The sequence below is a fragment of the Burkholderia sp. DN3021 genome, from assembly GCF_049805555.1.
GTDB classification, from domain to species: domain Bacteria; phylum Pseudomonadota; class Gammaproteobacteria; order Burkholderiales; family Burkholderiaceae; genus Burkholderia; species Burkholderia pyrrocinia_C.
Genome location: NZ_JBNCAB010000097.1, coordinates 1 through 25177, shown reverse-complemented (window position 1 = coordinate 25177; position 25177 = coordinate 1). Strand labels below are relative to the sequence as shown.

The 25177-nt window shown below is 67.9% G+C and carries 23 protein-coding genes and 2 pseudogenes; 11 read left to right on the top strand and 14 right to left on the bottom strand.

Translation table 11 applies throughout. The features are described from left to right. Both ACPUER_RS31395 and sodB read left to right on the top strand, forming a co-directional pair. Positions 1 to 380 (top strand): exodeoxyribonuclease VII large subunit (locus ACPUER_RS31395; RefSeq protein WP_425133004.1); only part of this gene is annotated, 380 nt, incomplete at its 5' end. Positions 381 to 606: 226 nt separating this feature from the next. After that, positions 607 to 1185 carry a superoxide dismutase [Fe] gene (gene sodB, locus ACPUER_RS31390; RefSeq protein WP_011352986.1) on the top strand — a complete coding sequence of 193 codons (579 nt, stop codon included), beginning with the start codon at positions 607 to 609 and terminating at the stop codon, positions 1183 to 1185. A 110-nt stretch (positions 1186 to 1295) separates the two neighbouring features. On the opposite strand, the gene chrA is transcribed toward sodB, so the two are convergent. Both chrA and ACPUER_RS31380 read right to left on the bottom strand, forming a co-directional pair. Further along, complete coding sequence (chrA, locus tag ACPUER_RS31385; RefSeq protein WP_425133003.1) at positions 1296 to 2507, bottom strand: chromate efflux transporter; 1212 nt, start codon at positions 2505 to 2507, stop codon at positions 1296 to 1298. Positions 2508 to 2594: 87 nt separating this feature from the next. Beyond that, a pseudogene (locus ACPUER_RS31380) lies at positions 2595 to 3301 on the bottom strand (Crp/Fnr family transcriptional regulator). A gap of 81 nt (positions 3302 to 3382) precedes the next feature. Here ACPUER_RS31380 and ACPUER_RS31375 point away from each other — a divergent pair. Then, positions 3383 to 3907, top strand: coding sequence for a DUF962 domain-containing protein (locus tag ACPUER_RS31375; RefSeq protein ID WP_425133002.1), 525 nt, complete (start codon positions 3383 to 3385; stop codon positions 3905 to 3907). A 142-nt stretch (positions 3908 to 4049) separates the two neighbouring features. After that, entirely contained in the window at positions 4050 to 4655 is a 606-nt protein-coding gene (locus ACPUER_RS31370) for a class I SAM-dependent methyltransferase (RefSeq protein WP_175961900.1), read from the top strand. 19 nt (positions 4656 to 4674) lie between these two features. Here ACPUER_RS31370 and ACPUER_RS31365 read toward each other — a convergent pair whose 3' ends face one another. After that, the gene (locus ACPUER_RS31365) at positions 4675 to 5949 is read right to left on the bottom strand and encodes an EAL domain-containing protein (RefSeq protein ID WP_175961899.1); all 1275 of its coding nucleotides are present in this window, start codon (positions 5947 to 5949) and stop codon (positions 4675 to 4677) included. Between the two features lie 192 nt (positions 5950 to 6141). Next, positions 6142 to 7578, bottom strand: a complete 1437-nt coding sequence (gene mdtD / locus ACPUER_RS31360) for a multidrug transporter subunit MdtD (protein WP_175961898.1) — start codon at positions 7576 to 7578, stop codon at positions 6142 to 6144. A 212-nt stretch (positions 7579 to 7790) separates the two neighbouring features. On the opposite strand from mdtD, the gene ACPUER_RS31355 reads away from it, so the two are divergent. Continuing rightward, positions 7791 to 8114, top strand: a complete 324-nt coding sequence (locus ACPUER_RS31355; RefSeq protein ID WP_310142142.1) for a DUF2917 domain-containing protein — start codon at positions 7791 to 7793, stop codon at positions 8112 to 8114. Here the strand turns inward: ACPUER_RS31355 and ACPUER_RS31350 are convergent. After that, positions 8087 to 9319, bottom strand: a complete 1233-nt coding sequence (locus ACPUER_RS31350; protein WP_175961896.1) for a citrate/2-methylcitrate synthase — start codon at positions 9317 to 9319, stop codon at positions 8087 to 8089. The genes ACPUER_RS31355 and ACPUER_RS31350 overlap by 28 nt on opposite strands. Before the next feature lie 148 nt (positions 9320 to 9467). Between ACPUER_RS31350 and ACPUER_RS31345 the strand changes: the two genes are divergently transcribed. Further along, on the top strand, positions 9468 to 10859 hold the full coding sequence (locus ACPUER_RS31345; protein ID WP_425133001.1) for a CoA transferase: 1392 nt from the start codon (positions 9468 to 9470) through the stop codon (positions 10857 to 10859). A gap of 21 nt (positions 10860 to 10880) precedes the next feature. Here ACPUER_RS31345 and ACPUER_RS31340 read toward each other — a convergent pair whose 3' ends face one another. Next, entirely contained in the window at positions 10881 to 11627 is a 747-nt protein-coding gene (locus ACPUER_RS31340; protein WP_175961894.1) for a GntR family transcriptional regulator, read from the bottom strand. 166 nt (positions 11628 to 11793) lie between these two features. Here ACPUER_RS31340 and ACPUER_RS31335 point away from each other — a divergent pair, with 166 nt between their 5' ends. Together ACPUER_RS31335 and ACPUER_RS31330 are read left to right on the top strand one after the other, a co-directional pair. Beyond that, a complete protein-coding gene (locus tag ACPUER_RS31335; protein WP_175961893.1) occupies positions 11794 to 12639 on the top strand; it encodes an aldo/keto reductase in 846 nt (281 codons plus the stop codon). A 54-nt stretch (positions 12640 to 12693) separates the two neighbouring features. Next, positions 12694 to 13593, top strand: a complete 900-nt coding sequence (locus tag ACPUER_RS31330) for a hypothetical protein (RefSeq protein ID WP_425133000.1) — start codon at positions 12694 to 12696, stop codon at positions 13591 to 13593. A gap of 1024 nt (positions 13594 to 14617) precedes the next feature. On the opposite strand, the gene ACPUER_RS31325 is transcribed toward ACPUER_RS31330, so the two are convergent. From ACPUER_RS31325 to ACPUER_RS31300, 6 genes are all read right to left on the bottom strand, one after another. Next, the gene (locus ACPUER_RS31325) at positions 14618 to 15631 is read right to left on the bottom strand and encodes a HoxN/HupN/NixA family nickel/cobalt transporter (RefSeq protein WP_425132999.1); all 1014 of its coding nucleotides are present in this window, start codon (positions 15629 to 15631) and stop codon (positions 14618 to 14620) included. A gap of 162 nt (positions 15632 to 15793) precedes the next feature. Next, entirely contained in the window at positions 15794 to 17905 is a 2112-nt protein-coding gene (gene fusA, locus ACPUER_RS31320; protein ID WP_175961890.1) for an elongation factor G, read from the bottom strand. Positions 17906 to 18124: 219 nt separating this feature from the next. Continuing rightward, on the bottom strand, positions 18125 to 18625 hold the full coding sequence (locus ACPUER_RS31315) for a DUF192 domain-containing protein (protein WP_310142138.1): 501 nt from the start codon (positions 18623 to 18625) through the stop codon (positions 18125 to 18127). A gap of 160 nt (positions 18626 to 18785) precedes the next feature. Next, positions 18786 to 19004 carry a hypothetical protein gene (locus ACPUER_RS31310; protein WP_072444916.1) on the bottom strand — a complete coding sequence of 73 codons (219 nt, stop codon included), beginning with the start codon at positions 19002 to 19004 and terminating at the stop codon, positions 18786 to 18788. Between the two features lie 279 nt (positions 19005 to 19283). Continuing rightward, complete coding sequence (locus tag ACPUER_RS31305; protein WP_034178831.1) at positions 19284 to 19862, bottom strand: pseudouridine synthase; 579 nt, start codon at positions 19860 to 19862, stop codon at positions 19284 to 19286. 65 nt (positions 19863 to 19927) lie between these two features. After that, positions 19928 to 20140 (bottom strand): hypothetical protein, encoded by a 213-nt coding sequence (locus ACPUER_RS31300; protein WP_034178830.1) that lies wholly within the window; start codon positions 20138 to 20140, stop codon positions 19928 to 19930. Here ACPUER_RS31300 and icd point away from each other — a divergent pair. Both icd and ACPUER_RS31290 read left to right on the top strand, forming a co-directional pair. Continuing rightward, positions 20139 to 21395 carry an NADP-dependent isocitrate dehydrogenase gene (gene icd, locus ACPUER_RS31295; RefSeq protein WP_034178829.1) on the top strand — a complete coding sequence of 419 codons (1257 nt, stop codon included), beginning with the start codon at positions 20139 to 20141 and terminating at the stop codon, positions 21393 to 21395. The two genes, ACPUER_RS31300 and icd, sit on opposite strands and share 2 nt — an antisense overlap. 281 nt (positions 21396 to 21676) lie before the next feature. Then, positions 21677 to 23905 carry an NADP-dependent isocitrate dehydrogenase gene (locus tag ACPUER_RS31290; protein ID WP_175961888.1) on the top strand — a complete coding sequence of 743 codons (2229 nt, stop codon included), beginning with the start codon at positions 21677 to 21679 and terminating at the stop codon, positions 23903 to 23905. Between the two features lie 122 nt (positions 23906 to 24027). Here the strand turns inward: ACPUER_RS31290 and ACPUER_RS31285 are convergent, their stop codons facing one another. Then, a complete protein-coding gene (locus ACPUER_RS31285) occupies positions 24028 to 24252 on the bottom strand; it encodes a hypothetical protein (RefSeq protein WP_034178827.1) in 225 nt (74 codons plus the stop codon). Between the two features lie 287 nt (positions 24253 to 24539). Beyond that, the gene (locus ACPUER_RS31280; RefSeq protein ID WP_425132998.1) at positions 24540 to 24848 is read right to left on the bottom strand and encodes a hypothetical protein; all 309 of its coding nucleotides are present in this window, start codon (positions 24846 to 24848) and stop codon (positions 24540 to 24542) included. Between the two features lie 89 nt (positions 24849 to 24937). Here ACPUER_RS31280 and ACPUER_RS31275 point away from each other — a divergent pair. After that, positions 24938 to 25177, top strand: a pseudogene (locus tag ACPUER_RS31275) (hypothetical protein); the annotation flags it as partial.

Genomic DNA, 25177 nt, shown 5'->3' with positions numbered 1-25177 from the left:
CGTCGGCGGCGTCGCGGCCGGTGCGCGACGCACGCGCGCGCTTCGCGCTCGCGCAGTTGCGCTGGCAGCGCGCGCGGCCCGATCCGTCACAGGCGCGCCAGGCGCTCGCAGGGCTGTCGCAACGTCTCGCGCTCGCATTGCAGCGCCGTCACGAGCGCGACACGGCGCGTGTGTCAGCCTGTGCGGCGCGGCTCGAGGTGCTGAGCCCGAAGCGTACGCTCGAGCGCGGCTATGCGGCGCTCATCGATGCGCAGACGGGCCGCGCGGTGCGCGCGCCGAGCGCGCTGAAGCCGCAGCGGCGCCTGACCGTGCATCTCGCCGAGGGCTCGGCCGACGTGTCGCTCGCCGACGTGCAGCCGCGGTTGACCGATACGATCTGACGTAACCGGCGCAAGCGAAACGAAGGTCCCGCAACGGACGCGTCCCGCGCGGGAATGGATACTGCGCATCGCCGGTTCGTCCTGCCGGACGTTGCGCAAACGTCGCTTTTCCGCATACCGCGGATAATTGGCCCGTGAGTTTGCGGGGTTATTCGTCCTCGCCTACAATCGGACGCTCGGCAGCATTCAACACAAGCCCCCCTACATACTCAACGAAGGAATCGCCATGGCTCATACGCTCCCGCCGCTCCCGTACGCTGAAGACGCACTCGCGCCGACCATCTCGCTCGAGACGATCCAGTACCACTACGGCAAGCACCATCAGGCTTATGTGACGAACCTGAACAATCTGATCCCGGGCACGGAATTCGAAAACCTGTCGCTGGAAGAGATCGTGAAGAAGTCGTCGGGCGGCATCTTCAACAACGCCGCGCAAATCTGGAACCACACGTTCTTCTGGAACAGCCTGTCGCCGAACGGCGGCGGCGCACCGACGGGCGCGCTGGGCGATGCGATCAACGCGAAGTGGGGTTCGTACGACGCATTCAAGGAAGCGTTCACGAAGGCTGCAGTCGGCACGTTCGGTTCGGGCTGGGCATGGCTGGTGAAGAAGGCCGACGGTTCGCTCGACATCGTGTCGACGAGCAACGCAGCGACGCCGCTGACGACCGCCGACAAGGCACTGCTGACGATCGACGTGTGGGAACACGCGTACTACATCGACTACCGCAACGCACGTCCGAAGTTCGTCGAAGCGTTCTGGAACATCGTGAACTGGGACTTCGCAGCGAAGAATTTCGCGTAAGGTCCTCCGGTGCGTCGCGCGCCGTAGCGGCGCGCAGCACCCCGTGGAAAAGCCCTCGTTGCGAGGGCTTTTTTGTTTTTGCCCGGCAGGATCGTGCCGCGCTTGCCGGATCAGCCGACGACGCCGAGCACCCAGCCGAGCGCCGCGCTCGCGATCACGACAGCCCACGGCGGCACGCGCCAGAACGTCAGCGCGACGAACGCGACGAGCGCGGCGGCCAGGTCGCGCGGCGCCACGATCGTGTCGGTCCAGACGGGGTGATAGAGCGCGGCGAGCAGCAGCCCGACGACGGCCGCGTTCACGCCCGCGAGCGCGGCCTGCATGCGCGTGCTGCGGCGCAGGCGCTCCCAGAACGGTGCGGTGCCGGCAACGAGCAGGAACGACGGCGCGAAGATCGAGACGAGCGCGATCGTGCCGCCGAGCCAGCCGTTCGGCGCATCGCGCAGCGAAGCGCCGAGGAATGCCGCGAACGTGAACAGCGGCCCCGGCACGGCCTGCGCGAGCCCGTAGCCGGCGAGGAACGCCGAATCGCCGACCCAGCCGGGCGCGACCACGGCCGCCTGCAGCAGCGGCAGCACCACGTGCCCGCCGCCGAACACGAGCGCGCCCGTGCGGAAGAACGCATCGACGACGGCAAGCGTATCGGAGCGGAGCACGCGTGCCGCGAACGGCAGCGCGACGAGCAGTGCCGCGAACAGCGCGAGCCACAGCACGCCCGCGCGGTGCGATACGTGCAGCGGCAACGGCTCGTGGGCGTCGCGCGCCGGCTGCGGCAGCAGGACGAGACCGGCCGCACCGGCCGCGGCGATCACCGCAACCTGCGTCCACGCGGCCGGCGCGAGCAGCGCGACGCACGCGGCCGCGGCCATCAGCGTGACGCGGCGCGCATCAGGGCACAACGTGCGCGCCATGCCCCAGACGGCTTGCGCGATCACCGCGACCGACACGATGCGAAGCCCGTGCAGCGCGCCGGCTTCGATCGGCGCGCCCGTCGCGTGAACGCCGAGCGCGAACAGCATCATCAGCAGCGCTGACGGCAGCGTGAAGCCGAGCCACGCGGCGAACATCCCCGCATAGCCGGCGCGCGCAAGGCCGATCGCCATCCCGACCTGGCTGCTCGCGGGTCCCGGCAGGAACTGGCACAGCCCGACGAGATCCGCATACGTGCGCTCGGTGAGCCAGCCGCGCCGCGTGACGAATTCGGCGCGGAAGTAGCCGAGATGCGCGACCGGGCCGCCGAACGACGTGAGGCCGAGCCGCAGGAATGCGACGAACACGGGCCACGGACGACGGAAAGGGGCGGGGACGGTCGATGTATTCAAGACAGGGCACGGGATGGGCGGAGCGAGCCGACACGATAGCGCAACGCGGCGACGGCGGGGTGTCGCGTGGCGGCCGTTGCGCGACGTTCAGTGCGTATCGCCGGCCAACCCGCTCGCGCGACGCAGCGCGTCGATGTCGATGAGCTCGATCTCGCCGACATGCAGCCGCACGACACCGTCGGCCTGCAGCGCCTTCAGCAGCTGGTTGGTGGTCTGCCGCGTCAGCGACAGCATCGACGCGAGCGTTTCCTGCGACAGCCGCACGCGCGTGCGCCCGGCGCTGATGCCGCCGTAGCCTTCGGCGATCATCAGCAGGCGCGCGGCGAGCCGTTGCGCGGCCGGCATCACGCTCATCGATTCGACGGTGAGGAAGCTCAGGCGCAGCTTCTGCGCCATCAGCAGCGCGAACTGCCGCCAGTATTGCGGCGTCGCGTCGAGCATCGCGAGCAGCGCGGCCTGCGGCACGTGCAGCAACAGCGCGTCGTCGAGCGCGATCGCGTCGTGCGTGCGCGGCTGGCCGTCGAACAGCGCGATTTCGCCGAACCACGTGACGGGCTCGGCGACCGTCAGCAGCGCTTCCTTGCCCTGCGGATCGACCGCACCTATCGTGAGTGAACCGGCCAGTACCGCGTACAGCCCGCACGGCGGGTCGCCGCGCCGGAACAGCGCGTGGCCGGCCGGCAGGCGGCGCAGCGCCGCACGGCCGAGCAGGTCCGCGCGCAACGCGGGCGGCAGCGCGGCGAACCACGGGTTCGCCTCGATCTGCGGCACGTAGGGGCGAGCGACGAAGGCATGGGCACGCGATGTCGGGTAGCTGACAGAGGTTCTCGGGCGTGACGCGCATCATAGCGCTCAACGACCGACGAGGAGACGCGATGAAGACGCTCGAAGACCATCTTTCCCAGTATGCGGCCTACCATCGCGACGCGCGCAACATCGCGACGCATCTGGTCGGCATTCCGATGATCGTGTTCGCGGTCGAGGTGCTGCTGTCGCGGCCGGCGATCGGCATGCTGGCCGGCATCGCGCTGTCGCCGGCGCTGCTGCTCGCCGTCGCGTTCGCGGTGTTCTACCTGCGTCTCGACCTGCGGTTCGGGATCGTGATGACAGTGCTGTTCGCGCTCGGCATGTGGGCCGCGCAGGCGCTCGCGCTGCTGCCGACCGCGCAATGGCTCGGCATCGGCATCGGTGCGTTCGTCGTCGGCTGGATCGTGCAGTTCGTCGGGCACTGGTTCGAGGGGCGCAAGCCCGCATTCGTCGACGATCTGGTCGGCCTGATGGTCGGGCCGCTGTTCGTGGTCGCCGAAGTTGCGTTCTTCGCGGGGCTGCGCGGCGACGTGCGCCGCGAAGTCGAGCGGCGGGCCGGGCCCGTGCACGGCGGCGCACGCTCGCATGTCTGACTCGATCCGCTCGCAAGCGAAGTGCGAGCCGCGTAGGGCCGGCTTAGCCCCATCGTTGCGTGGGCCGCGCGCGACGCCACAGGCGGGGCGCAACGGCTAAGATGCGGGGTGCGTCATACGACGCCTATGCGGAGCAATCGCCATGGTGGATCGCCCGACTCTCGACGCCTACGATGCCCATGCCGCGCAATATGCGCAGGACTGGCTCGACCAGGCCGCGCCCGACGACATGTACGCGCTGCTCGAACAGCATTTCTCGCCGGGGCCGACCGCGGACGTCGGCTGCGGAGCGGGGCGCGACACGGCCTGGCTCGCTTCGCGCGGCTTCGACGTACGCGGCTACGACGCGAGTGCCGCGCTGCTCGACGAGGCGCGGCGGCGCCATCCCGACCTGAGCTTCGAGCTGGCCGCACTGCCGGCGCTGGCCGGCGTGCCGTCCGGCGCGTTTCGCAACGTGCTGTGCGAGACGGTCGTCATGCACCTCGAACAGGCGGACGCGGCGGCCGCCGCCGCACGGCTGGCCGATCTCCTGATGCCGGGCGGCACGTTGTACCTGAGCTGGCGGGTGGCCGGAAACGGCGCGCTGCGCGACGAGCGCGGCCGCCTCTATACGCCGCTCGATTCGGCGCGGATGCACGCGGCGCTCGGCGCCGGCATGCACGTGATCGACGAACATGAAGTCGTCAGCGCGTCGTCCGGCAAACGCGTACACCGGCTGATCGTGCGCAAGGCGGCCGCCGCCGCGTGAAGGCGGCGCGCGGTCGCGTTCACTCGCGGTTGAGCGCCGCTTCCCAGTTGATGTCGACGCAGAGCACCTGCATGCCGGCCGCGGCGGGCGCGGCGACCGATGCGGTCACGCACAGGTGCGCCTCGTTGATCGACAGGTAGGGCGGCGTCAGATGCACACGGCCCGGCGCGCGCATCGCGTCGATGAAGTACGGGCGGCGCTCCCAGCTCGCACCTTCGGAATGCAGCAGTGGCCGGAAGCGCTTGGCGCGCTGCGACACGCTGCCGCGCGCGAGCACGTTGTCGCCGATCTGGCGCCCCGATGCATCGAGCAGGAAGCAGCGCGCGGTCTCGGGCAGCCCGAGCACGGCGGCCGCCGCATCGGTGAGCGATTCGCCCGCAGCGAGCTTCCGGCTCGCTTCCTCGAGCGCGGCGACATACGGTGCGAGCCGTTCCGCCTGCGTGCGCTCGCGTCGCGCGACGCGCAGCCGCAGCGCGGCCGACAGCGTATCCATGCAGCCCGCGGCAGCCTGCGGTTGCACGGGGTCGACGCTCGGCCCCGCGAAATACTGGCCCTGCACGAAATCGACGTTGCACTCGAGTGCGATCAGCGCGTCGCGCTCGGTCGCGAGGCCGCCCATCAGCACGAGCTGGCCGGATTCGTGCAGCAGCGACACGAGCCCCGGCAGCACGCGTTCGAGATGCGAGTGCTCGCTCGCCTGCGCGAGGATGCCGCGGTCGAGCGTGACGATATCGGGATGCAGGTGCCACACGCGGTCGATGTTCGAATGCTTCGCGCCGAACCCGCCGAGCGCGATCAGGAAGCCGGCCTTGCGCAGCCCGTCGACGATCGCCGCGTAGCGCGGCGTCTCGCCGCCCGCCTGCTCGGGCACCTCGAGCACCACGCGGTGCGGCGGCAGCCCGAGCGCCTTCAGGTTCGCGAGCAGCGCGTCGCCGTAGACGGTGTCCATCAGCGCGGCCGGATGCAGGCTCAGGAAAAGCCATTCGTCGTGACTGTCGAACGCGTGGAAGTTGCCGAGATGCAGCGATTCGGCGAGCCGGCCGAGTTCGAGCAGGTCGCCGCGCCGTGCCGCCTGCGTGAACACCTCGTGCGACGCCACCTGGCGGCTTTCCTCGTCGTGCGCGCGCAGCGATGCGTGATAGCCGATCGCGCGGCGGTGCGACACCGAGAAAACGGGCTGGAACACGCTGAACACGGTATAGCCGCCGTACAGCACGGTGCGCCGGTTCCCGTCGTCGCCGGCGACGGGGCGGGGCGGCTGAAAGCCTGGGGGATCGATTTCGATCATGCTCATGATGTCGGCCGAAGGAGGACTGCCAGTTTACCTAGAGAATAGGCGAGCAAGAAGCGTGCACGGCATCGTGCCTCATGCGGCGGCCCGTCGCGGCCGGTGGACGGGATATCGCCGCGCGCATCGCAGGGGCGGGCTGCACCGCGATGGTGCGCGCGGTGGCGGTGCGGTGCCCGAAACGGCGCGCGCCGCGCGTCACGCGCGCTCGGACGGGTCGGTCTTGCGCGCGGTGCTGCGGATCTCGGGCGCGAGCTGCGCGAAGATCCACGCGGACGCGGCCGTGATGATCCCGACGCAGACGAACGTCGCATGGAACGCCGGCAGCGTGTTGCTCGGCGTCACGGTGCGCAGCATGCCGGTGAACGTCGCGAGCAACGCGCCGGCGACCGTGACGCCGAGGCTCATCGACAGCATCTGCACGAGCGAGAACAGGCTGTTGCCGCTGCTCGCGCCGCCCGTGCCGAGATCCTTGAGCGTCAGCGTGTTCATCGCGGTGAACTGCATCGAGTTGAAGCCGCCGAACAGCGCGAGATGCACGACCTTCACCCATACGGGCACCGTGTCGCGCATCAGCGCGAAGCTCGCCATCATCACGCCGACCATGATCGTGTTCGCAAGCAGCACCTTGCGGTAGCCGTGCTGCGTGATCAGCCGCGTGATGATCCGCTTCGAGAACATTCCGGCCGCCGCGACCGGCAGCATCATCAGCCCGGCCTCGAACGCCGAGTAGCCGAGGCTCACCTGCAGCAGCAGCGGGATCAGGTACGGCATCGCGCCGCTGCCGATCCGCGCGAACAGGTTGCCGAGCAGCCCGACGCTGAACGTGTGGATCCTGAACAGTTCGAGCGAGAAGATCGGTTGCGGCGCGCGCACCGCGTACAGCCCGTACGCGACGAAGCACGCGAGGCTCAGGATCAGCAGCACGAGCACGGCTGCGTGCTGCATGCCGAGATCGGCGAGCCCGTCGAGCGACAGCGAGATCGCGACCATGCCGATCGTCAGCAGCAGATAGCCCTTCAGGTCGAAGCGGCCGACGGCAGGGTTGCGCGAATCGGGCATCGAATAGAAGGTCGCGATGCAGCCCGCGACGCCGACCGGCACGTTGATCAGGAAGATCCAGTGCCACGACGCGATCTTCACGAGCCAGCCGCCGAGCGTCGGCCCGATCAGCGGGCCGATCAGGCCGGGAATCGCGACGAACGACAGCGCGGACAGGTAGCGTTCGGCCGGAAAGGTGCGCAGCACCGCGAGCCGCCCGACCGGCAGCAGCATCGCGCCGCCGACCCCCTGCACGACGCGGAACGCGACGAGCTGCGTCAGCGTATGCGCGTTCGCGCACAGCAGCGAGCCGAGCGAGAACACCAGGATCGCGCTGAAGAACACGCGCCGCGTGCCGAACGTGTCGGCGAGCCAACCCGACACGGGGATCATCACCGCCATCGTCAGCGAGTACGCGATCACGACCGACTGCATCCGCAGCGGCGATTCGCCGAGGCTCGCGGCCATCGACGGCAGCGCCGTGTTGACGATCGTCGCATCGAGCGTTTGCATGAAGAAGCCCGTCGCAACGAGCCAGAGCATCACGGTGAGGTTCTTTTCGCCGGGAGCGGCGGCGGGCGGGCTTTGGAACATGAAGACGGGGCGGTGGCGCGGGACAGCCGCCATTGTAGGGAAAGCCGCCGTGCCGTGCAGTTTCGGTGCAACGCGAAGTCCGGCCGGCGGATGCCCGTCCCCGTCGGTTGACCAGTACAGTTCAGCCGAAAGTGTCTGTAGCCGTATCTGTCCGTGTGCTGTCACTGTCCGAAATACTGGTGCCATCGAACCCGTGCGACCAGGAGGCTGCCATGCGCGAACTGCGACTCTACGTGATGGACGGTGACGAGCCGGCCGGACGGTGGCGGATCGTCGATCGCACCGTACTCGAGGTGGCCGAGGGCGACGTCTGGGTGACCGTCGAGGGCCGGGCCGACGACTACTGGCTCGCTGCCGGCGATTCGCTGACGTTGATGTCCGGCATGCGCGTGTGGGTCAGCGCGGGGCCGCACGGCGCGACGTTCGCGTTCGGTCCGCTCGCGGTGCCGGCCGTGCGCGCCGCGCAGGCGTGGTGGCGGCCGCTCGTCGCGTGGCGCGACAGCCGTCGTCACGCGGCCGCGTCGCTGCCGACGTAGCGCGCCCGGGGCCGGATCAGCTTGCCGTCCGCATATTGTTCGAGCGCATGGGCGATCCAGCCGGCCGTGCGGCCGGCCGCGAACAGCGTGAACGCCGCGCCGTCCGGCAGCGCGAGCGTGCGCTCCAGCACCGCGAGCGCGAAATCGATTGCCGGCCGCAGGCCCGTTGCCGCTTCGACGCGCGCGGCGAGCGCGCGCGCCATGTGCAGCGCCGGTCGGTCGGGTACCGCCCCGTGCAGTGCGTCGAGCAGTGCCAGCGCGCGCGGATCGCCGTCGGGATAGAGCGGGTGCGCGAAACCGGACAGGGCCGTGCGGCCGCCGTCCGCGCGTTCGTCGTGCGTCAGCCGCAGCGCAAGGTAGCGATCGAGGTCGGCGGCGCGGGCCGCTTCGTCGAGCAGCGTGCCCGCGCGGAACGTTTCGCCGCCGTGACGCGGGCCCGACAGCGCCGCGAGCCCGCCCGCGATCGCGCCGAACAGGTGAGTGCCGGTCGACGCGATGCAGCGCACCGCAAAGGTCGACGGATTCAGTTCGTGATCGGCGCACAGCACGAGCGCGCGGCGCAGCAGGTCGGCTTCGTCGCGCCGTCGCACGCGCCATGCGGCAGCGAGCTGCCGGTGCACGGGCGCGTCGCCCGGCGCGATGCCGGCGAGCGCGGCCGTCGCGACGCGTAGCAGCAGCGCGGCCGAATCGAGCTGCGCGTCGCGCCCCTGCGCCCACAGGCGCGGCAGCGTCGCGGCCGCGGCGGGCAACAGCACCAGCGTGCGTTCGAGCGGCGCGAGATGCGCCCAGCGGCGCGCCCAGTCGTCCCACTGCGCGGCGTCGAAACCGGTCGACGCGAGCGATGCTGCGGCAAGCCGCGCGGGCGAACACTCCCAGAGCCTGGCGGCCGTCTGTTCCAGCGTCGCCCCGTCGGCAAGCGCGATTGCATCGGCGCCGCGGTAGCGCAGGCGGCCGTCGGCGATCTGCGTGATCCGCGATTCGAGCACCGGCACGCCCCAGTCGAGCGACCGCTCGGCGACGCCGCCCGCGCGTTTCGCGTCGGCGCGGCGGCGCGCGAGCAGGCGCACCTCGTCCGCGTCGTAGCGGCGGCGCTTGGTCGCGCCGTCGGGCAGCGAGCGCAGCAGCCCGCGGCTCACATACGCATAGAGCGTGCTCACGCTGACGCCGAGGGTGCCGGCGGCTTCCTGCGCGCTGAGGGATGTCATGCCGGTCGCTCCTGTCGGGGCGCATGAAGCGCAGCCCCGCTACAACTATTCGTTATGTATTGATTCTCGCAATCAAGATTGATCGCGCCTGTCGCGAATTCTAGACTCGATTCCGTCTCCCCTCCGACGCTGAGGCGCTCACTTCACCATGACACCCGAACTCGCATTGACCCATCTGTGGCAACTCGCGCACGGCGACCGCGACGCGCTGGCCCGCGCGACCGTGACGGGCCGGGACCCGACGCTACCGTCGACGTTCCATGTCGGCACGCTCGCCGCGGCGACGATCGCAGCCGCCGGGCTCGCGGCGGCCGAATGCCACCGGCTTCGCACCGGCGTCGCGCAATCCGTCGACGTGTCGGTGCGCGACGCGCTGGTCGCGTTCCGCAGCGAACGCTACCTGCGCGTGGACGATGGCCCGCCGCCGGAGTTGCGTCACCCGGTGACGGGCTTCTTCGAGACGCGCGACAGGCGCTGGATCCAGTTGCACGCGAATTTTCCGCATCACCTGCACGGGATCCTCGACGTGCTCGGTTGCGGCGCGCAGCCGGCCGACGTCGCCGCGGCGATCCGCTCGTGGGACGGCGCGGCGCTCGATACCGCGCTGGCCGAGGCCGGCCTGTGCGCGGCATTGATCAGAACACCTGATGAATGGGCGGCGCATGAGCAGGCGCGCGCGATTGCGTCGCTGCCGCTGTTCGAGATCGAGCGGATCGGCGACGCGCCGGTCGAGCCGATCGGCCGCGGCGAAGCCGGCCAGCCGCTCGCCGGCGTGCGCGTGCTCGATCTCACGCGCATCATCGCGGGGCCGGTCGCGGGCCGCACGCTGGCGTCGCACGGCGCGCAGACGCTGCTCGTCAATGGCCCGCACCTGCCGAACATCGCGCCGCTCGTGATCGACAACGGGCGCGGCAAGCGTTCGACGTGGATCGACCTGCGCGATGCGGCTGGCGTCGATGCGCTGCACGCACTCGCACGCGACGCGGATGTGTTCCTGCAGTCGTACCGGCCCGGCGCGCTCGCGGCGCGCGGTTTCGCACCGCAGGCGCTGGCGGAGTTGCGGCCCGGCATCGTGTGCGTGTCGGTGTCCGCATACGGGCACGCGGGGCCATGGGCGAAGCGGCGCGGTTTCGACAGCCTCGTGCAGTCGGCGAGCGGGGTCGCGTTGCAGGAGCAGCAGGCCGCGCACGCGAACGAACCGCGCCATCTGCCGTGCCAGGCGCTCGATCATGCGACGGGTTATCTCGCGGCGTTCGGCGCGATGATCGCGCTTGCGCGCCGGGCGCGCGAAGGGGGAAGCTGGCACGTGCGGCTGTCGCTCGCGCAGACAGGGCGCTGGCTGCAGTCGTTCGGCGCCGTGCCGGACGGCCTGCAGGCGCCCGATCTCGCGGCTGCCGACGTGCGTGAGCGGATCGATCGCATCGCATCGCCGTTTGGCACGATCGATGCCGTGCGGCCGGCCGAGCGGTTGTCGGCGACGCCGCCGTCGTTCGCGCGGCCGCCCGTGCCGCTCGGCACCGACGATGCGAGCTGGCTGTGAGCGCCGGCGGCGCGGCTTGCGTTACTTGCGCAGCTCGACGACGAAGTCGTAGTAGTCGTTGCGGCAGTAGGTATCGGTCAGCTCGATCGCGCGCTGGTCCGACGTATAGCCGATCCGCGTGATCAGCAGCAGCGCGTCGTGCGGCGCGATGCCCATCTGTTCGGCGATCTCGTCGGTCGCGTTGACCGCGCGGAAATGCTGCAGCGCGCGCACGATCGGCGTGCCGCGCGCTTCGAGATAGCTGTACAGCGAACCGCCGATCGCCTGCGGATCGGGAATCAGCGTCGCGGGGAACGTCGAGTTCTCGACGGCCATCACGATGCCGTCGGCGAGGCGCAGGCGTTTCAGGCGCGTAACCGACGCGGCTGGCGACAGTCCGAGCTGGATCACCTCGTCGCGGTTCGCGGGCTGGATCTCGCGCGCGATCCATTGCGAGCTCGGCTTGAAGCCGCGACGCTCGAGCATTTCGCTGAAGCTCGACAGCCGCGACAGCGGATCTTCGTAGCGCGGCTGGATGAAATTGCCCGCGCCTTGCGTGCGGCGGATCAAGCCTTGCTCGACGAGCAGCGCGATCGCCTTGCGTGCGGTGATGCGCGACACGCCGAGCGCATCGGACAGCACACGCTCGGACGGCAGCGCCTCGCCGGCCGTCCAGCGGTTCTCGTGGATTGCGTCGCCGAGCTTGCGGGCGAGCTGCAGGTAGAGCGGCGTGTCGTTGTCGGGGTCGGGGCGCAGGTCCTGCCAGCGGTCGTCCGTGGGTGCCTTCATGGAATGGGTATCGATCAGATTGCGGCCATTCTAAGTCATCATGCGGCGCCGTTATAGCCGGTTTTTGCCTTGCAACAGGCCGGTGCCGCGCCGATTGACTACACTGATGCATCGTATTCCATGCTTCGGCCGCGGCGCGCGGCCACGAATCCGCAGCGAGGAGCGCATGACAGACACGATCGCCACGGTCGTCCTGCCGGACGGCGAGACGATTCCGAAGCTCGGCCAGGGCACCTGGGAAATGGGCGAGCGGCCGGCCCGCCGCGCGGACGAGATCGCCGCGCTGCGCGAAGGCGTCGAACTCGGGATGACGGTGGTCGACACCGCCGAGATGTACGGCGAAGGCGCGACCGAGGCGCTCGTCGGCGAGGCGCTCGCCGGCCTGCGCGACGACGTGTTCCTTGTCAGCAAGGTCTACCCGCACCATGCGAGCCGGCGCGGCGTCGTCGCCGCGTGCGACGCGAGCCTCAAGCGCCTGCGTACCGATCGGCTCGACCTGTACCTGCTGCACTGGCGCGGTTCGGTGCCGCTCGAGGAGACGGTCGAGGGCTTCGAGGCGCTGCGACGCGCGGGCAAGATCCGTCACTGGGGCGTGAGCAACTTCGATACCGCCGACATGGCCGAGCTCGTCGACGACGCGGGCGGCGGCGCGTGTGCGACCAACCAGATCCTCTACAACATCGCACGGCGCGGCCCGGAATTCGACCTGCTGCCGTGGCTCGCCGAACACCGGATGCCGGCGATGGCGTACAGCCCGGTCGATCACGGACGGTTGCCGAAGCGCTCGCCGCTCGACGAGATCGCGCGGCAACGCGGCGTGTCGGTGATGCGCGTCGCGCTGGCATGGGTGCTCGCGCAGCCGGGTGTGTTCGCGATCCCGAAGGCATCGCGGATCGAACATGTGCGCGACAACCGTGCCGCGCTCGATTTCGTGTTGAGCGATGACGAGCGCGCGCAGCTTGACGCGTACTTCCGTGCGCCGCGCACCAAGCGCGCGCTCGAGATGCTCTGACGGCACCCGGCCGGGCAACGCTTCCGGTCAGTGGTTGCCTCCGGACGATCCGCCGTGACCACCGCCATTGCCGTTGCCAGTACCGCTACCATTGCCGACACCGTTGGCACCGCCATTGCCGGCGCCACCACTGCCGTTGCCATTGCCGTTGCCGCCGCCATTGCCGTGGCCACCGTTGCCGCCGGCACCGCTGCCGTTACCGCCGCCGTTACCCGAGCCGCCAGTGCCGTTACCACCGCCATTGCCGTGGCCACCGTTGCCGCCAGCGCCGTTGCCGTTACCGCCGCCGTTACCCGAGCCGCCAGTGCCGTTGTTGCCGCCATTGCCGTGACCACCGTTGCCGCCGGCACCGCTGCCGTTTCCGCCACCGTTACCCGAGCCGCCAGTGCCGCTGCCGCCGCCATTGCCGTGACCACCATTGCCGCCGGCACCGCTGCCGTTTCCGCCGCCGTTACCCGAGCCGCCAGTGCTGCCGCCGCCGCCATTGCCGTGGCCACCATTGCCGCCGGCACCGCTGCCGTTGCCGCCGCCGTTACCCGAGCCGCCAGTGCCGCTGCCGCCGCCATTGCCGTGGCCACCGTTGCCGCCGGCACCACTGCCGTTTCCGCCACCGTTACCCGCGCCGCCAGTGCCGTTGCCACCGCCATTGCCGTGGCCACCGTTGCCGCCAGCGCCACTGCCGTTTCCGCCACCGTTACCCGCGCCGCCAGTGCCGTGACCACCGTTGCCGTGGCCACCGCCGTCACCGTCGCCATGACTGCCGCCACCGTTGCCGTGGCCATTGCCATTGCCGTGGCCGCCATTGCCGTTGCCACCACCGTCACCATCGCCATGGCCACCACCGGTGCCGTGACCACCGTCGTCACCACCGCCGTGACCGCCACCGTCACCGCCGCCGTCACCGCCGCCATGGCCACCATGTCCGCCATGTCCGCCATGGCCTCCGCTACCTGAGGTACCGCCACCCGAAGTGCCGCCACCCGAAGTGCCGCCACCCGAAGTGCCGCCACCCGAGGTACCGCCACCCGAGGTACCGCCACCCGAAGTGCCGCCACCTGAGGTACCGCCACCCGAGGTACCGCCACCCGAAGTGCCGCCACCTGAGGTACCGCCACCCGAAGTACCGCCACCCGAGGTACCGCCACCCGAAGTACCGCCACCCGAGGTACCGCCACCCGAGGTACCGCCACCCGAAGTGCCGCCACCTGAGGTACCGCCACCCGAAGTACCGCCACCCGAAGTACCGCCACCTGAGGTACCGCCACCCGAAGTGCCACCACCCGAACCACCGTCGCCGGACGCATTTCCTCCGCGACCCGTACCGCTCGTACCGCCGGACGTTGCGCCTGTCGCTCCGCCGACACCAGCAGGTCCGACAGCGCCGTTCCCGTTATTTCCTCCGCTACCGCTACCGGGACTGCTACCGCCACTGCCGCTCGCAGCATGACCGCCATTTCCACCGCCGGTATAGACATGCACCGCGCATGCAGCCGGATTGGCTGCGCACGACGAAGCGTCCTCGACCAGTGTCATGACGGTGTCCGCGCTGGCAACCGCGTCGGGCACAGAGTCAGGTGTTGCGTTCTGCGCGACTGCATACGAGCAGCAGCACGCAAACGCGGCCGCGGCCATCAAGGTCGCGCGATAGCACCGTCCCGCCGCGCGGAACGGCTGTCTTGTCTTAAGCATCATGGCCTCCCCATGCGCGCGATGCCTCGTCGCCGCGCGACTATCTACGTGTGGTGCAGGGGGCCAGAAAAGATTCGTTGTCCTATCGACGGCCGATTGCCTTCGGGCCGGCCCTTGAAGCCAGCCGCGAACGCGGATCGGCACGCGGGCCCGCCGTGCGAAGCTCTATCAGCGAGATTCGTGCCAGCGGCCGCTTACGCCCGTGGCGCAAGGCGCGCGCATGCATGCGACGGCGCATGAAACGTCGTCGTGGGCGTTTTGTTTCCGAAATGAAACGTCTGAACGATGCTCAGCGCGCCGGCGCGTCGGCCGCGCGCTGCCAGCGGTGGAACAGGATCGATGCGATCCAGCAGACGAGGAACAGCGCGACGATGCCGTAGCCGATCGAGCCGAAGCGTTCGCCGAGCGCATCGAGCGCGTCGCGCACGGGGCCCGTCAGCGACAGCTTGTCGGCGAGCAGGCCGGCTGCCTCGATCCCGCCGATCGCGAGCGCGACGGCTGCCGACACGAACGTGATGCTCGCGTTGTAGAGCAGCTTGCGCTGCGGATCGTCCATCGCCCAGCCGTACGCATGAATCATCAGCACGTTGTCGGTCGAGTCGATCAGCGTCATGCCGGCGGTGAACAAGGCGGGAAACAGCATGACCGTATAGACCGGCAACCCGTGGCTCGCCTGTGCGGCGGCAATCGCGAGCAGGCCGATTTCGGTTGCAGTATCGAAACCTAACCCGAACAGCACGCCGACCGGATACATGTGCCAGCTCTTCGACACGAACCGGAACAGCGGGCGCAGCAGCCGCGACACGAGTCCGGCCGGGCGGTGCACGTGCGCGGCGCCGTGCGCGTGCTCCGGCGCGCCGCGATAACGCCGCCACACGTCGCGCAGGATCATCAGGTTCACGCACGCGAGCACGAGCAGGAAGGTGGCCGACACCGCCGTGCCGATCGTGCCGCCGATCTCGCGAAACGCGTCGAACCTGTCGCGCAGCGCGAACGCGGTCAGCGCGATGCCGAGCGTCGCGGCGATCACGATCGTCGAATGGCCGAGCGAGAAGAACAGCCCGACGCTTACCGGACGCTGGCCGTCCTGCATCAGCTTGCGCGTCGCGACGTCGATCGCGGCGATGTGATCGGCGTCGACCGCATGACGCAACCCGAGCCCGTACGCGATCGCCGCGGTGCCGAGCAGCAGCGGATGGTCGCGCAGCACCGCGAGCGCCCACAGCCAGACGGCGGCGTTCGCGGCGATCAGGCCGGCGTAGAGCATCAGCAGACGGCGCAGGGCAGAAGTGGGCGGCGGCATCGGGACGGTTCCATCAGACGAATCGCATTGCATTGTGGCATGCGAAAAAAACGCGTGGCGGGCCGATCAAAAGCCACGAGCGGTGCGCATCGGACAAAAAAGCCCGTCCGGCGGAACCGGACGGGCTTTGCATGATGCGGCAGGGCGCAAGCGCCCGGCGCGTTACTTCGTCTTCGCGTTGATCACGCCTTCCGATACGTTGGCCGGCGTTTCCGCGTAGTGCTTGAACTCCATCGAGTACGTTGCGCGGCCCTGCGTGGCCGAACGCAGCGATGTCGAATAGCCGAACATCTCCGCGAGCGGCACTTCGGCGCGCACGAGCTTGCCGCCGCCGCCCGCGATGTCCTCCATCCCCTGCACGATGCCGCGCCGGCTCGACAGGTCGCCCATCACGTTGCCCATGAAGTCCTCGGGCGTCTCGACCTCGACGGCCATCATCGGCTCGAGCAGCACGGGCTTCGCGCGGCGCATCGCTTCCTTGAACGCCATCGAGCCGGCCATCCGGAACGCGTTTTCGTTCGAGTCGACGTCGTGGTACGAGCCGAACGTCAGGTGCACCTTCACGTCGACGACCGGGTAGCCCGCGAGCACGCCGCTCTTCAGCGTTTCGGTGATGCCCTTGTCGACGGCCGGGATGAATTCGCGCGGAATCACGCCGCCCTTGATCTCGTCGAGGAACTCGTAGCCCTTGCCCGGGTTCGGCTCGAGCGTGATCACCGCATGGCCGTACTGGCCGCGGCCGCCCGACTGCTTGACGAACTTGCCCTCGACGTCGGACGCGGTCGTGCGCACCGTCTCGCGATACGCGACCTGCGGCTTGCCGACCGTCGCTTCGACGCCGAACTCGCGCTTCATCCGGTCGACCAGGATTTCGAGGTGCAGCTCGCCCATCCCCGAAATGATCGTCTGGCCGGACTCTTCGTCCGTCTGCACGCGGAACGACGGGTCTTCCTGCGCAAGGCGGTTCAGCGCGAGGCCCATCTTTTCCTGGTCGGCCTTCGTCTTCGGCTCGACGGCCTGCGAGATCACCGGCTCCGGGAATTCCATCTTCTCGAGGATGATCGGCTTGGTCGGATCGCACAGCGTGTCGCCCGTCGTCGCTTCCTTCAGGCCGACGGCCGCCGCGATGTCGCCCGCGCGCACTTCCTTGATCTCCTTGCGTTCGTTTGCGTGCATCTGCAGGATCCGGCCGAGCCGTTCCTTCTTGTCCTTCGTCGCGTTGAGCACCGTGTCGCCGGATTCGACGACGCCCGAATACACGCGGAAGAAGATCAGCTGGCCGACGAACGGGTCGGTCATGATCTTGAATGCGAGCGACGAGAACGGCTCGTCGTCGCTCGGATGACGTTCCGCCGGCTTTTCCGGATCGGCGAAGTCGTGGCCGAGGATCGCAGGCACGTCGACCGGCGACGGCAGATAGTCGATCACCGCGTCGAGCATCGCCTGCACGCCCTTGTTCTTGAACGCGCTGCCGCACAGCATCGGCACGATCTCGTTCGCGATCGTGCGCTTGCGCAGCGCGGCCTTGATCTCGTCCTCGGTCAGCGACTCATGGTCGTGCAGGTACTTCTCGAGCAGTTCCTCGCTCGCTTCCGCCGCGGCCTCGACCATCTTCCCGCGCCATTCGTGCGCGAGCTCGACGAGATTCGCGGGGATCTCCTCGTACGAGAACTTCACGCCCTGGCTTTCGTCGTCCCAGACGATCGCCTTCATCTTCACGAGATCGACGACGCCCTGGAAATGATCTTCCGCGCCGACCGGAATCTGGATCGGCACGGCGACGCCCTTCAGGCGCTCGCCGATCTGCCGCTGCACGCGGAAGAAATCGGCGCCGACGCGGTCCATCTTGTTGACGAACGCGATGCGCGGCACCTTGTACTTGTTCGCCTGGCGCCACACGGTTTCGGACTGCGGCTGCACGCCGCCGACCGAGTCGTAGACCATGCACGCGCCGTCGAGCACGCGCATCGAGCGTTCGACCTCGATCGTGAAATCGACGTGGCCCGGGGTATCGATGATGTTGATCCGGTGTTCCGGATAGTTGCCGGCCATGCCTTTCCAGAAGGCCGTGGTCGCCGCCGACGTGATCGTGATGCCGCGTTCCTGCTCCTGCTCCATCCAGTCCATCGTGGCCGCGCCGTCGTGCACTTCACCGATCTTGTGGCTCACGCCGGTATAAAACAGGATGCGCTCGGTCGTCGTGGTCTTGCCGGCATCGATGTGAGCGCTGATCCCGATATTGCGATAGCGCTCGATGGGGGTTTTGCGGGGCACGTGAACCTCCTGGTGGTTCGGATCGTAAGCGGGCAGGCTGGGCCGGCCCGGGTTTGGAACAAGCGAGACTTAAAGCATAGCGCTTGCGCGTGGCTTTTGCAGATGCGGCCAGCGCTGGCGGAATCAAGCCGGGCAGCGCCGCCCGCAGGCGAAAAAAAAGCCGGCGCGCAACGGGCAGCCGGCTTCGGTCGGGGCGCGGCGCGAGGCCGTGGACCGCCGTTACTGGGCCTTCGGCAGGCCTTCGAGCTTCATGCCGGGCTTGATGCCCTTCGCGGCGAACCAGCCCTTGCTCATTTCGAGCGCATAGACGCCGTTGTTGCGCGGGCAGTGGTTGTCGGTCGTCTCTGCCTTCATCTCGTCGATGTCGGTGATCGTGCCGTCCGCGCGGATGAACGCGATCGACAGCGGGATCAGCGTGTTCTTCATCCAGAAGCAGTGCACGGCATTCTCGTTGAACACGAACAGCATGCCTTCGTTCGGCGCGAGCTGCGAACGGTACATCAGCCCCTGTTCGCGGTCGGCGTCGTTCGCGGCGACGGCCGCGTCGATCACGTACATGCCGGCGCGCAGCTTCACGTGCGGGAACTCGCTCGGCTGCTTGGCGCCGGGCGGCATCTGCGCGCTGGCGGCCTGCATGCCGAGCGCGAGGGCGGCGAGCGCGGCGGGAAACACGGCGGCGCGCGCAAGGCGGCCGAGCGACGAGCGCAGGGAGAATTGCACAGCAAGGCTCCTATCTGGAAAACGAGACCCGCATGGTACGCGATGCGCGCCGGCGGGCACAAAAAAGAAAAAGGCAGATCGCCTTGCGGTGATCTGCCTTTCAACGCCGTAAGAACGGCAAGACTGCGTGTTCTTGACTGCGTTATTACAACTTGCTTGCTTAGTTCGAAGCAGCTGCCGGGGCTTCGGCTTCGCTAGCTGCCTTCTTCGCAGCGTGGTGCTTCTTCGCAGCGTGGTGCTTCTTGTGCGTTGCCTTCTTAGCCGGTGCCGAAGCAGCTTCTGCCGGAGCAGCAGCAGCCGGAGCGGCCGGAGCCGAAGCTTGTGCGAAAGCAGCCGTTGCGAAGAGACCAGCGACCAGAGCGGCGATCAGTTTGTTCATGTTGTGTTCCTCAGCTTTAGTTAATTAACCAAATGACCCGGCATAGGAGTCATGACGTCTAACGGTGCCATCCACCTTTCGGTTGACAGACGCTTCGAGAAATTTCTCATTGCGCTGCGGGCGCCGAATCGTATTCGAAAAAGACGTCGCTTTCGTGACGCAAACACGTTCGGCTGCCGATACCGGATAGCTCAGGGTGGCATCTGCGTGGTTTAACGCGCGATCTTTGCAGGTGGTTGACGAAAAAGACGACGAAAAAAATCGTGCGTCCCGAATCCGTCATCCGGCGGGCGCGAAACCGTCCCACGGCGCGCGCGGCGGCAGTGCGATTGTTTCGCCTGGCGCAATGCCGAGCGCGAATATATCCAGCGCGCCGATGCCGACGCGCACCAGACGCAACGTCGGGAAGCCGACGGCCGCCGTCATCCGGCGCACCTGCCGATTCTTGCCTTCGGTGATCGCGAGCTCGATCCACGTGGTCGGGATCGCGGCACGATAGCGGATCGGCGGGTTGCGCGGCCACAGCGCGTCGGGCGGCTCGATGAATTCGGCGCGGCACGGGCGCGTCACGTAGTCGCCAAGATCGACGCCGCGCGCGAGCGCCTTCAGGTCGGCGGGGCCGGGCGCACCTTCGACCTGCGCCCAGTAGCGCTTGACGAGCTTGTGGCGCGGCTCTGCGATGCGCGCCTGCAGCGCGCCGTCGTCGGTGAGCAGCAGCAAACCCTCGCTGTCCGCGTCGAGCCGGCCGGCCGCGTAGACACCGGGCGTTTTTACCCAGTCGCCGAGCGACGGCCGCGTCTCGTGCGCGGAAAACTGGCAAATCGTGCCGAACGGCTTGTTGAGGGCGATCAGGTTCATGGCGGGGCGCCCGCCCGGCGGGCCGCAGCAAGCGGGCAGGGCGGTCTATGGCAAATGGCGGAATCTTAATGCATAATACGGAACGGCAAGTCCTCTGTCTTATATAAGACATAAGTGAGGTCTTGATACGCAGTGCCGCGCTTCATGCCGAAGTGCCCGGTTGGGGCGCTAGAATAGCGGCTCGCTGTTGCCGTCACGGGGTGGCCATGCCGCGCCCCCGCCGCGCGCGCAGCTTCGACCAGCATCACCTGCTCAGCCACGTCACTGGAGTCGATCATGCCGTATCAGCACATCAAGGTTCCGGAAGGCGGTGACAAGATCACCGTCAACAAGGACTTCTCGCTCAACGTTTCCGATCAGCCGATCATTCCCTATATCGAAGGCGACGGTACGGGCTTCGATATCACGCCGGTCATGATCAAGGTCGTCGATGCGGCGGTCGCGCATGCCTACAAGGGCAAGCGCAAGATCCACTGGATGGAGATTTTCGCGGGCGAGAAGGCGACGAAGGTGTACGGTCCGGACGTGTGGCTGCCGGACGAAACGCTGCAGGTGCTGAAGGAATACGTGGTGTCGATCAAGGGGCCGCTCACGACCCCGGTCGGCGGCGGCATCCGTTCGCTGAACGTCGCGCTGCGCCAGGAACTCGACCTGTACGTGTGCCTGCGCCCGGTCCAGTACTTCAAGGGCGTGCCGTCGCCGGTGCGCGAGCCGCAAAAGATCGACATGGTGATCTTCCGCGAGAACTCGGAAGACATCTACGCGGGCATCGAATGGGCCGCGGGCTCCGAGCAGGCGAAGAAGGTGATCAAGTTCCTGCAGGACGAGATGGGCGTGAAGAAGATTCGCTTCCCGGAAACCTCGGGGATCGGCGTCAAGCCCGTGTCGACCGAAGGCACCGAGCGTCTCGTGCGCAAGGCGATCCAGTATGCGATCGACAACGATCGCAAGTCGGTCACGCTGGTGCACAAGGGCAACATCATGAAGTTTACGGAAGGCCTGTTCCGTGACGCCGGCTACGCGCTCGCACAGAAGGAATTCGGCGGCGAGCTGATCGACGGCGGCCCGTGGATGCGCGTGAAGAACCCGAAGACGGGCAACGAGATCGTGATCAAGGATTCGATCGCCGACGCGTTCCTGCAGCAGATCCTGCTGCGTCCGGCCGAATACGACGTGATCGCGACGCTGAACCTGAACGGCGACTACATCTCCGACGCGCTGGCCGCGCAGGTCGGCGGCATCGGGATCGCGCCGGGCGCGAACCTGTCGGATTCGGTCGCGATGTTCGAGGCGACGCACGGTACCGCGCCGAAGTACGCGGGCAAGGATTACGTGAACCCGGGTTCCGAGATCCTGTCGGCGGAAATGATGCTGCGCCATCTCGGCTGGACGGAAGCGGCCGATACGATCATCGCGTCGATGGAGAAGTCGATTCTGCAGAAGCGCGTCACGTACGACTTCGCGCGCCTGATGGAAGGCGCGACGCAGGTGTCGTGCTCGGGCTTCGGCGAAGTGCTGATCGAGAACATGTAAGCCCCTTCCGGGGTGGGCCGGAGCGTTTCCGGCCGCCCCGGCGCCACCTGCCGGCGCCGGGGCGTTTCGTGGATGGCAGGTTTGTTGGCAGGGCGGTCCGGCATGCGGGCCGCGGCGCCGCGATGCGGCCCGGATGCCCTGCAAGGTAGAACATGACGGCCCTCGCAATACCACCGCCCGGCTGAGCCGGCGCGGCCCCATTCGCGACCGATCCGGTCGCCCCTCCGCCGGTTACTGCCGGCGATCTTCAGTTCCAATATTCACGTAGCAACGCATCGACCATGTCCACTTCGCCCAAGATCATCTATACCCTCACCGACGAAGCGCCCGCGCTCGCGACCTATTCGCTGCTGCCGATCGTCAAGGCATTCACGCGTTCGTCCGGCGTCGCCGTCGAAACGCGCGACATCTCGCTCGCCGGCCGCATCGTCGCGGCATTCGCAGACATCCTGCCGCCGGAGCAGAAGGGTTCCGACGATCTGGCTGAGCTGGGCCAGCTCACGCTGAAGCCGGAAGCGAACATCATCAAGCTGCCGAACATCAGCGCGTCGGTGCCGCAGCTCAAGGCCGCGATCGCCGAACTGCAGGCGCAGGGCTACAAGTTGCCGGCCTATCCGGAAGACCCGTCGACCGACGAGGAAAAGGCCGTCAAGGCCCGCTACGACAAGATCAAAGGCAGCGCGGTGAACCCGGTGCTGCGCGAAGGCAACTCCGACCGCCGCGCGCCGCTGTCGGTCAAGAACTACGCACGCAAGCATCCGCACAAGATGGGTGCGTGGCAGGCCACGTCGAAGGCGCACGTCGCGCACATGAGCGAAGGCGACTTCTACGGCAGCGAGAAGTCGGCGCTGATCGCCGATGCGGGCAGCGTGAAGATCGAACTCACGACGACCGACGGCGCGAAGAAGGTGCTGAAGGAAAAGACGGCCGTGAAGGCCGGTGAAGTCATCGACGCATCGGTGATGAGCCGCAGCGCGCTGCGCAGCTTCATCGAAGCGCAGATCGCCGATGCGAAGGCGCAGGGCGTGCTGTTCTCGGTGCACCTGAAGGCGACCATGATGAAGGTCTCCGATCCGATCCTGTTCGGCCATTTCGTGTCGGTGTTCTACCGCGACGCGCTCGCGAAGCACGCGGACGTGCTGGCGCAGGTCGGTTTCAACCCGAACAACGGGATCGGCGATCTGTACGCGCGCCTGAAGGACCTGCCGGCCGACACGCGCGAAGCGATCGAAGCCGACGTCAAGGCCGAATACGCGGTGCGCCCGCGCCTCGCGATGGTCAACTCGGACAAGGGCATCACGAACCTGCACGTGCCGAGCGACGTGATCGTCGACGCGTCGATGCCGGCGATGATCCGCGAGTCGGGCTGCATGTGGGGCCCGGACGGCGAGCTGTACGACGCGAAGGCCGTGATTCCGGACCGCTGCTACGCGGGCGTCTACCAGGCCGTGATCGAGGACTGCAAGCAGCACGGCGCATTCGATCCGGTCACGATGGGCAGCGTGCCGAACGTCGGCCTGATGGCGCAGGCGGCCGAAGAATACGGTTCGCACGACAAGACGTTCCAGATCCCGTCGGACGGCGTCGTGCGCGTCACCGATGAAGCCGGCAACGTGCTGCTCGAGCACGCGGTCGAGTCGGGCGACATCTGGCGCATGTGCCAGACGAAGGACGCGCCGGTGCAGGACTGGGTCAAGCTCGCGGTGAACCGCGCCCGCGCGACCGGTGCACCGGCCGTGTTCTGGCTCGATCCGGCGCGCGCGCACGATGCGCAGATCATCGCGAAGGTCGAACGCTACCTGAAGGATCACGACACGAACGGCCTCGACATCCGCATCATGACGCCGGAAGACGCAACCCGCTTCTCGCTCGAGCGCATCCGCGCGGGCAAGGACACGATCTCGGTCACCGGCAACGTGCTGCGCGACTACCTGACCGACCTGTTCCCGATCATGGAGCTCGGCACCAGCGCGAAGATGCTGTCGATCGTGCCGCTGATGGCCGGTGGCGGGATGTTCGAGACGGGTGCGGGCGGGTCCGCGCCGAAGCACGTGCAGCAGTTCGTCGAGGAAGGCTTCCTGCGCTGGGATTCGCTCGGCGAATTCCTCGCGCTGGCAGCGTCGCTCGAACACCTCGGCCACGCGTACCAGAACCCGAAGGCGGTCGTGCTCGCGAAGACGCTCGACCAGGCGACCGGCAAGTTCCTGGACGAGAACAAGTCGCCGGCGCGCAAGGTCGGCGGCCTCGACAACCGCGGCAGCCACTTCTACCTGTGCCTGTACTGGGCGCAGGCGCTCGCCGAGCAGACCGAGGACGCCGCGCTGAAGGCGCAGTTCGAAGGCGTGGCGAAGGCGCTGTCTGGCAGCGAAGCGCGCATCCTGGAAGAACTGGCGGCTGCGCAGGGCAAGCCGCAGGCCATCGGCGGCTACTACCGTCCGAACGTCGATCTGACGAGCCAGGCGATGCGCCCGAGCGCGACGCTGAACGGCATCGTCGACGCGGTCGCCTGACGCCGGCCGCGCAATCGCGCGGGCCAATGCGGGCGTCGGCGCGGCGGGTTTCACCGTCCGCCGCTCTCCGCAAAAGAAAAACGCCCCGGACGCCGGGGCGTTTTTCGTTGCAGGCTTGCCATTCAGACGTGAACGATTTCCCACTCGGCGATTTCGTGCGGTACTTCGAGCGTCGCCGTGTCCATGTCGGACAGTTGCGGGCAGTCGCCGCGGGAGATGTGGTCGGCTGCCACTTCGGGGCACGAGAACGCGCCGAGCAGGGCGTTGCCGAACGTCGCTTCCCAGCCGCCGTTACCCGGCAGGATGTAGAACGACCCGAGCGCTGAACCAAAGCGAAATCCCTTCATTTCCGTTCTCCCTTTCTGATCACATGCGATTCTGTTGTGCCGCCTGCCGGCTCGGCCGGCCATGGCCCGACTGGCTGCTTGCGCCGGGTTCCGTATCGAACGTCGTGGCGAAGCGTCGGTGCATGAAACAAAGTCTACGTCCGCGACCCAGTCGGATGGTGCGTGTAGAACAGCTTCTCGAAACAAAAAATCTCGTTTAAAAACATTGCGTTATTTCTGTCGTTTTGTATTGCGGAACGTTTTTTGGCATCGCGAAACAGGAAATTTGTGCCCTGCACCACGAATTTTTACAACGCAGAGACTTGTTCCGCATCGTGAAATATTTGCGGTTTCGCGGGGGATGACGCGGCGAGCGCCAATGCAGGGACGAACGGCAGGCGCCAGGCGGTGGCCAGGAGTCCGTAATCGGAGCGGATGAGTGGCGGCGGCGGTCGCCGGTGAACCGGCGTACAGCGCTGCTCGATGATGCCGGCCGATGCGTATCGAATTCGGTGCGGCAGCGCGCGCTGCGGCGTATTGCCGGCCGACCGGCGGCGGCGCGTTTCGATGGGGCTCGCGGTTATGATGACGCGGGCATCAGGTTTCGCGTCGCGCATCGGCATTCGAGCCGGCCGGCGCGGGCGTCGCGGCTGCCGCGCGACGCAGCATGGATAACGAGGAACGATTGATGATACGGAGAACCTTCTTGTCGCGCGCCATCGGTGTCGCGGCCGCGTCGCTGTTCGCGCGCACCGCGTGGGCGCAGCATGCCGGTCATGAGGGCATGGCCGGCATGGATTCGATGGACGACATGCCCGGCATGTCAGGGATGTCGGGTCATGCGCAGCACGTCAAGCCCGCGCCGGCCGCGGGGGCGGGCGCCGCCCCCCACCCCCCCGCCCCCCCCCCCCCCCCCCAAAAAAAAAAAAAAAAAAAAAAAAAAAAA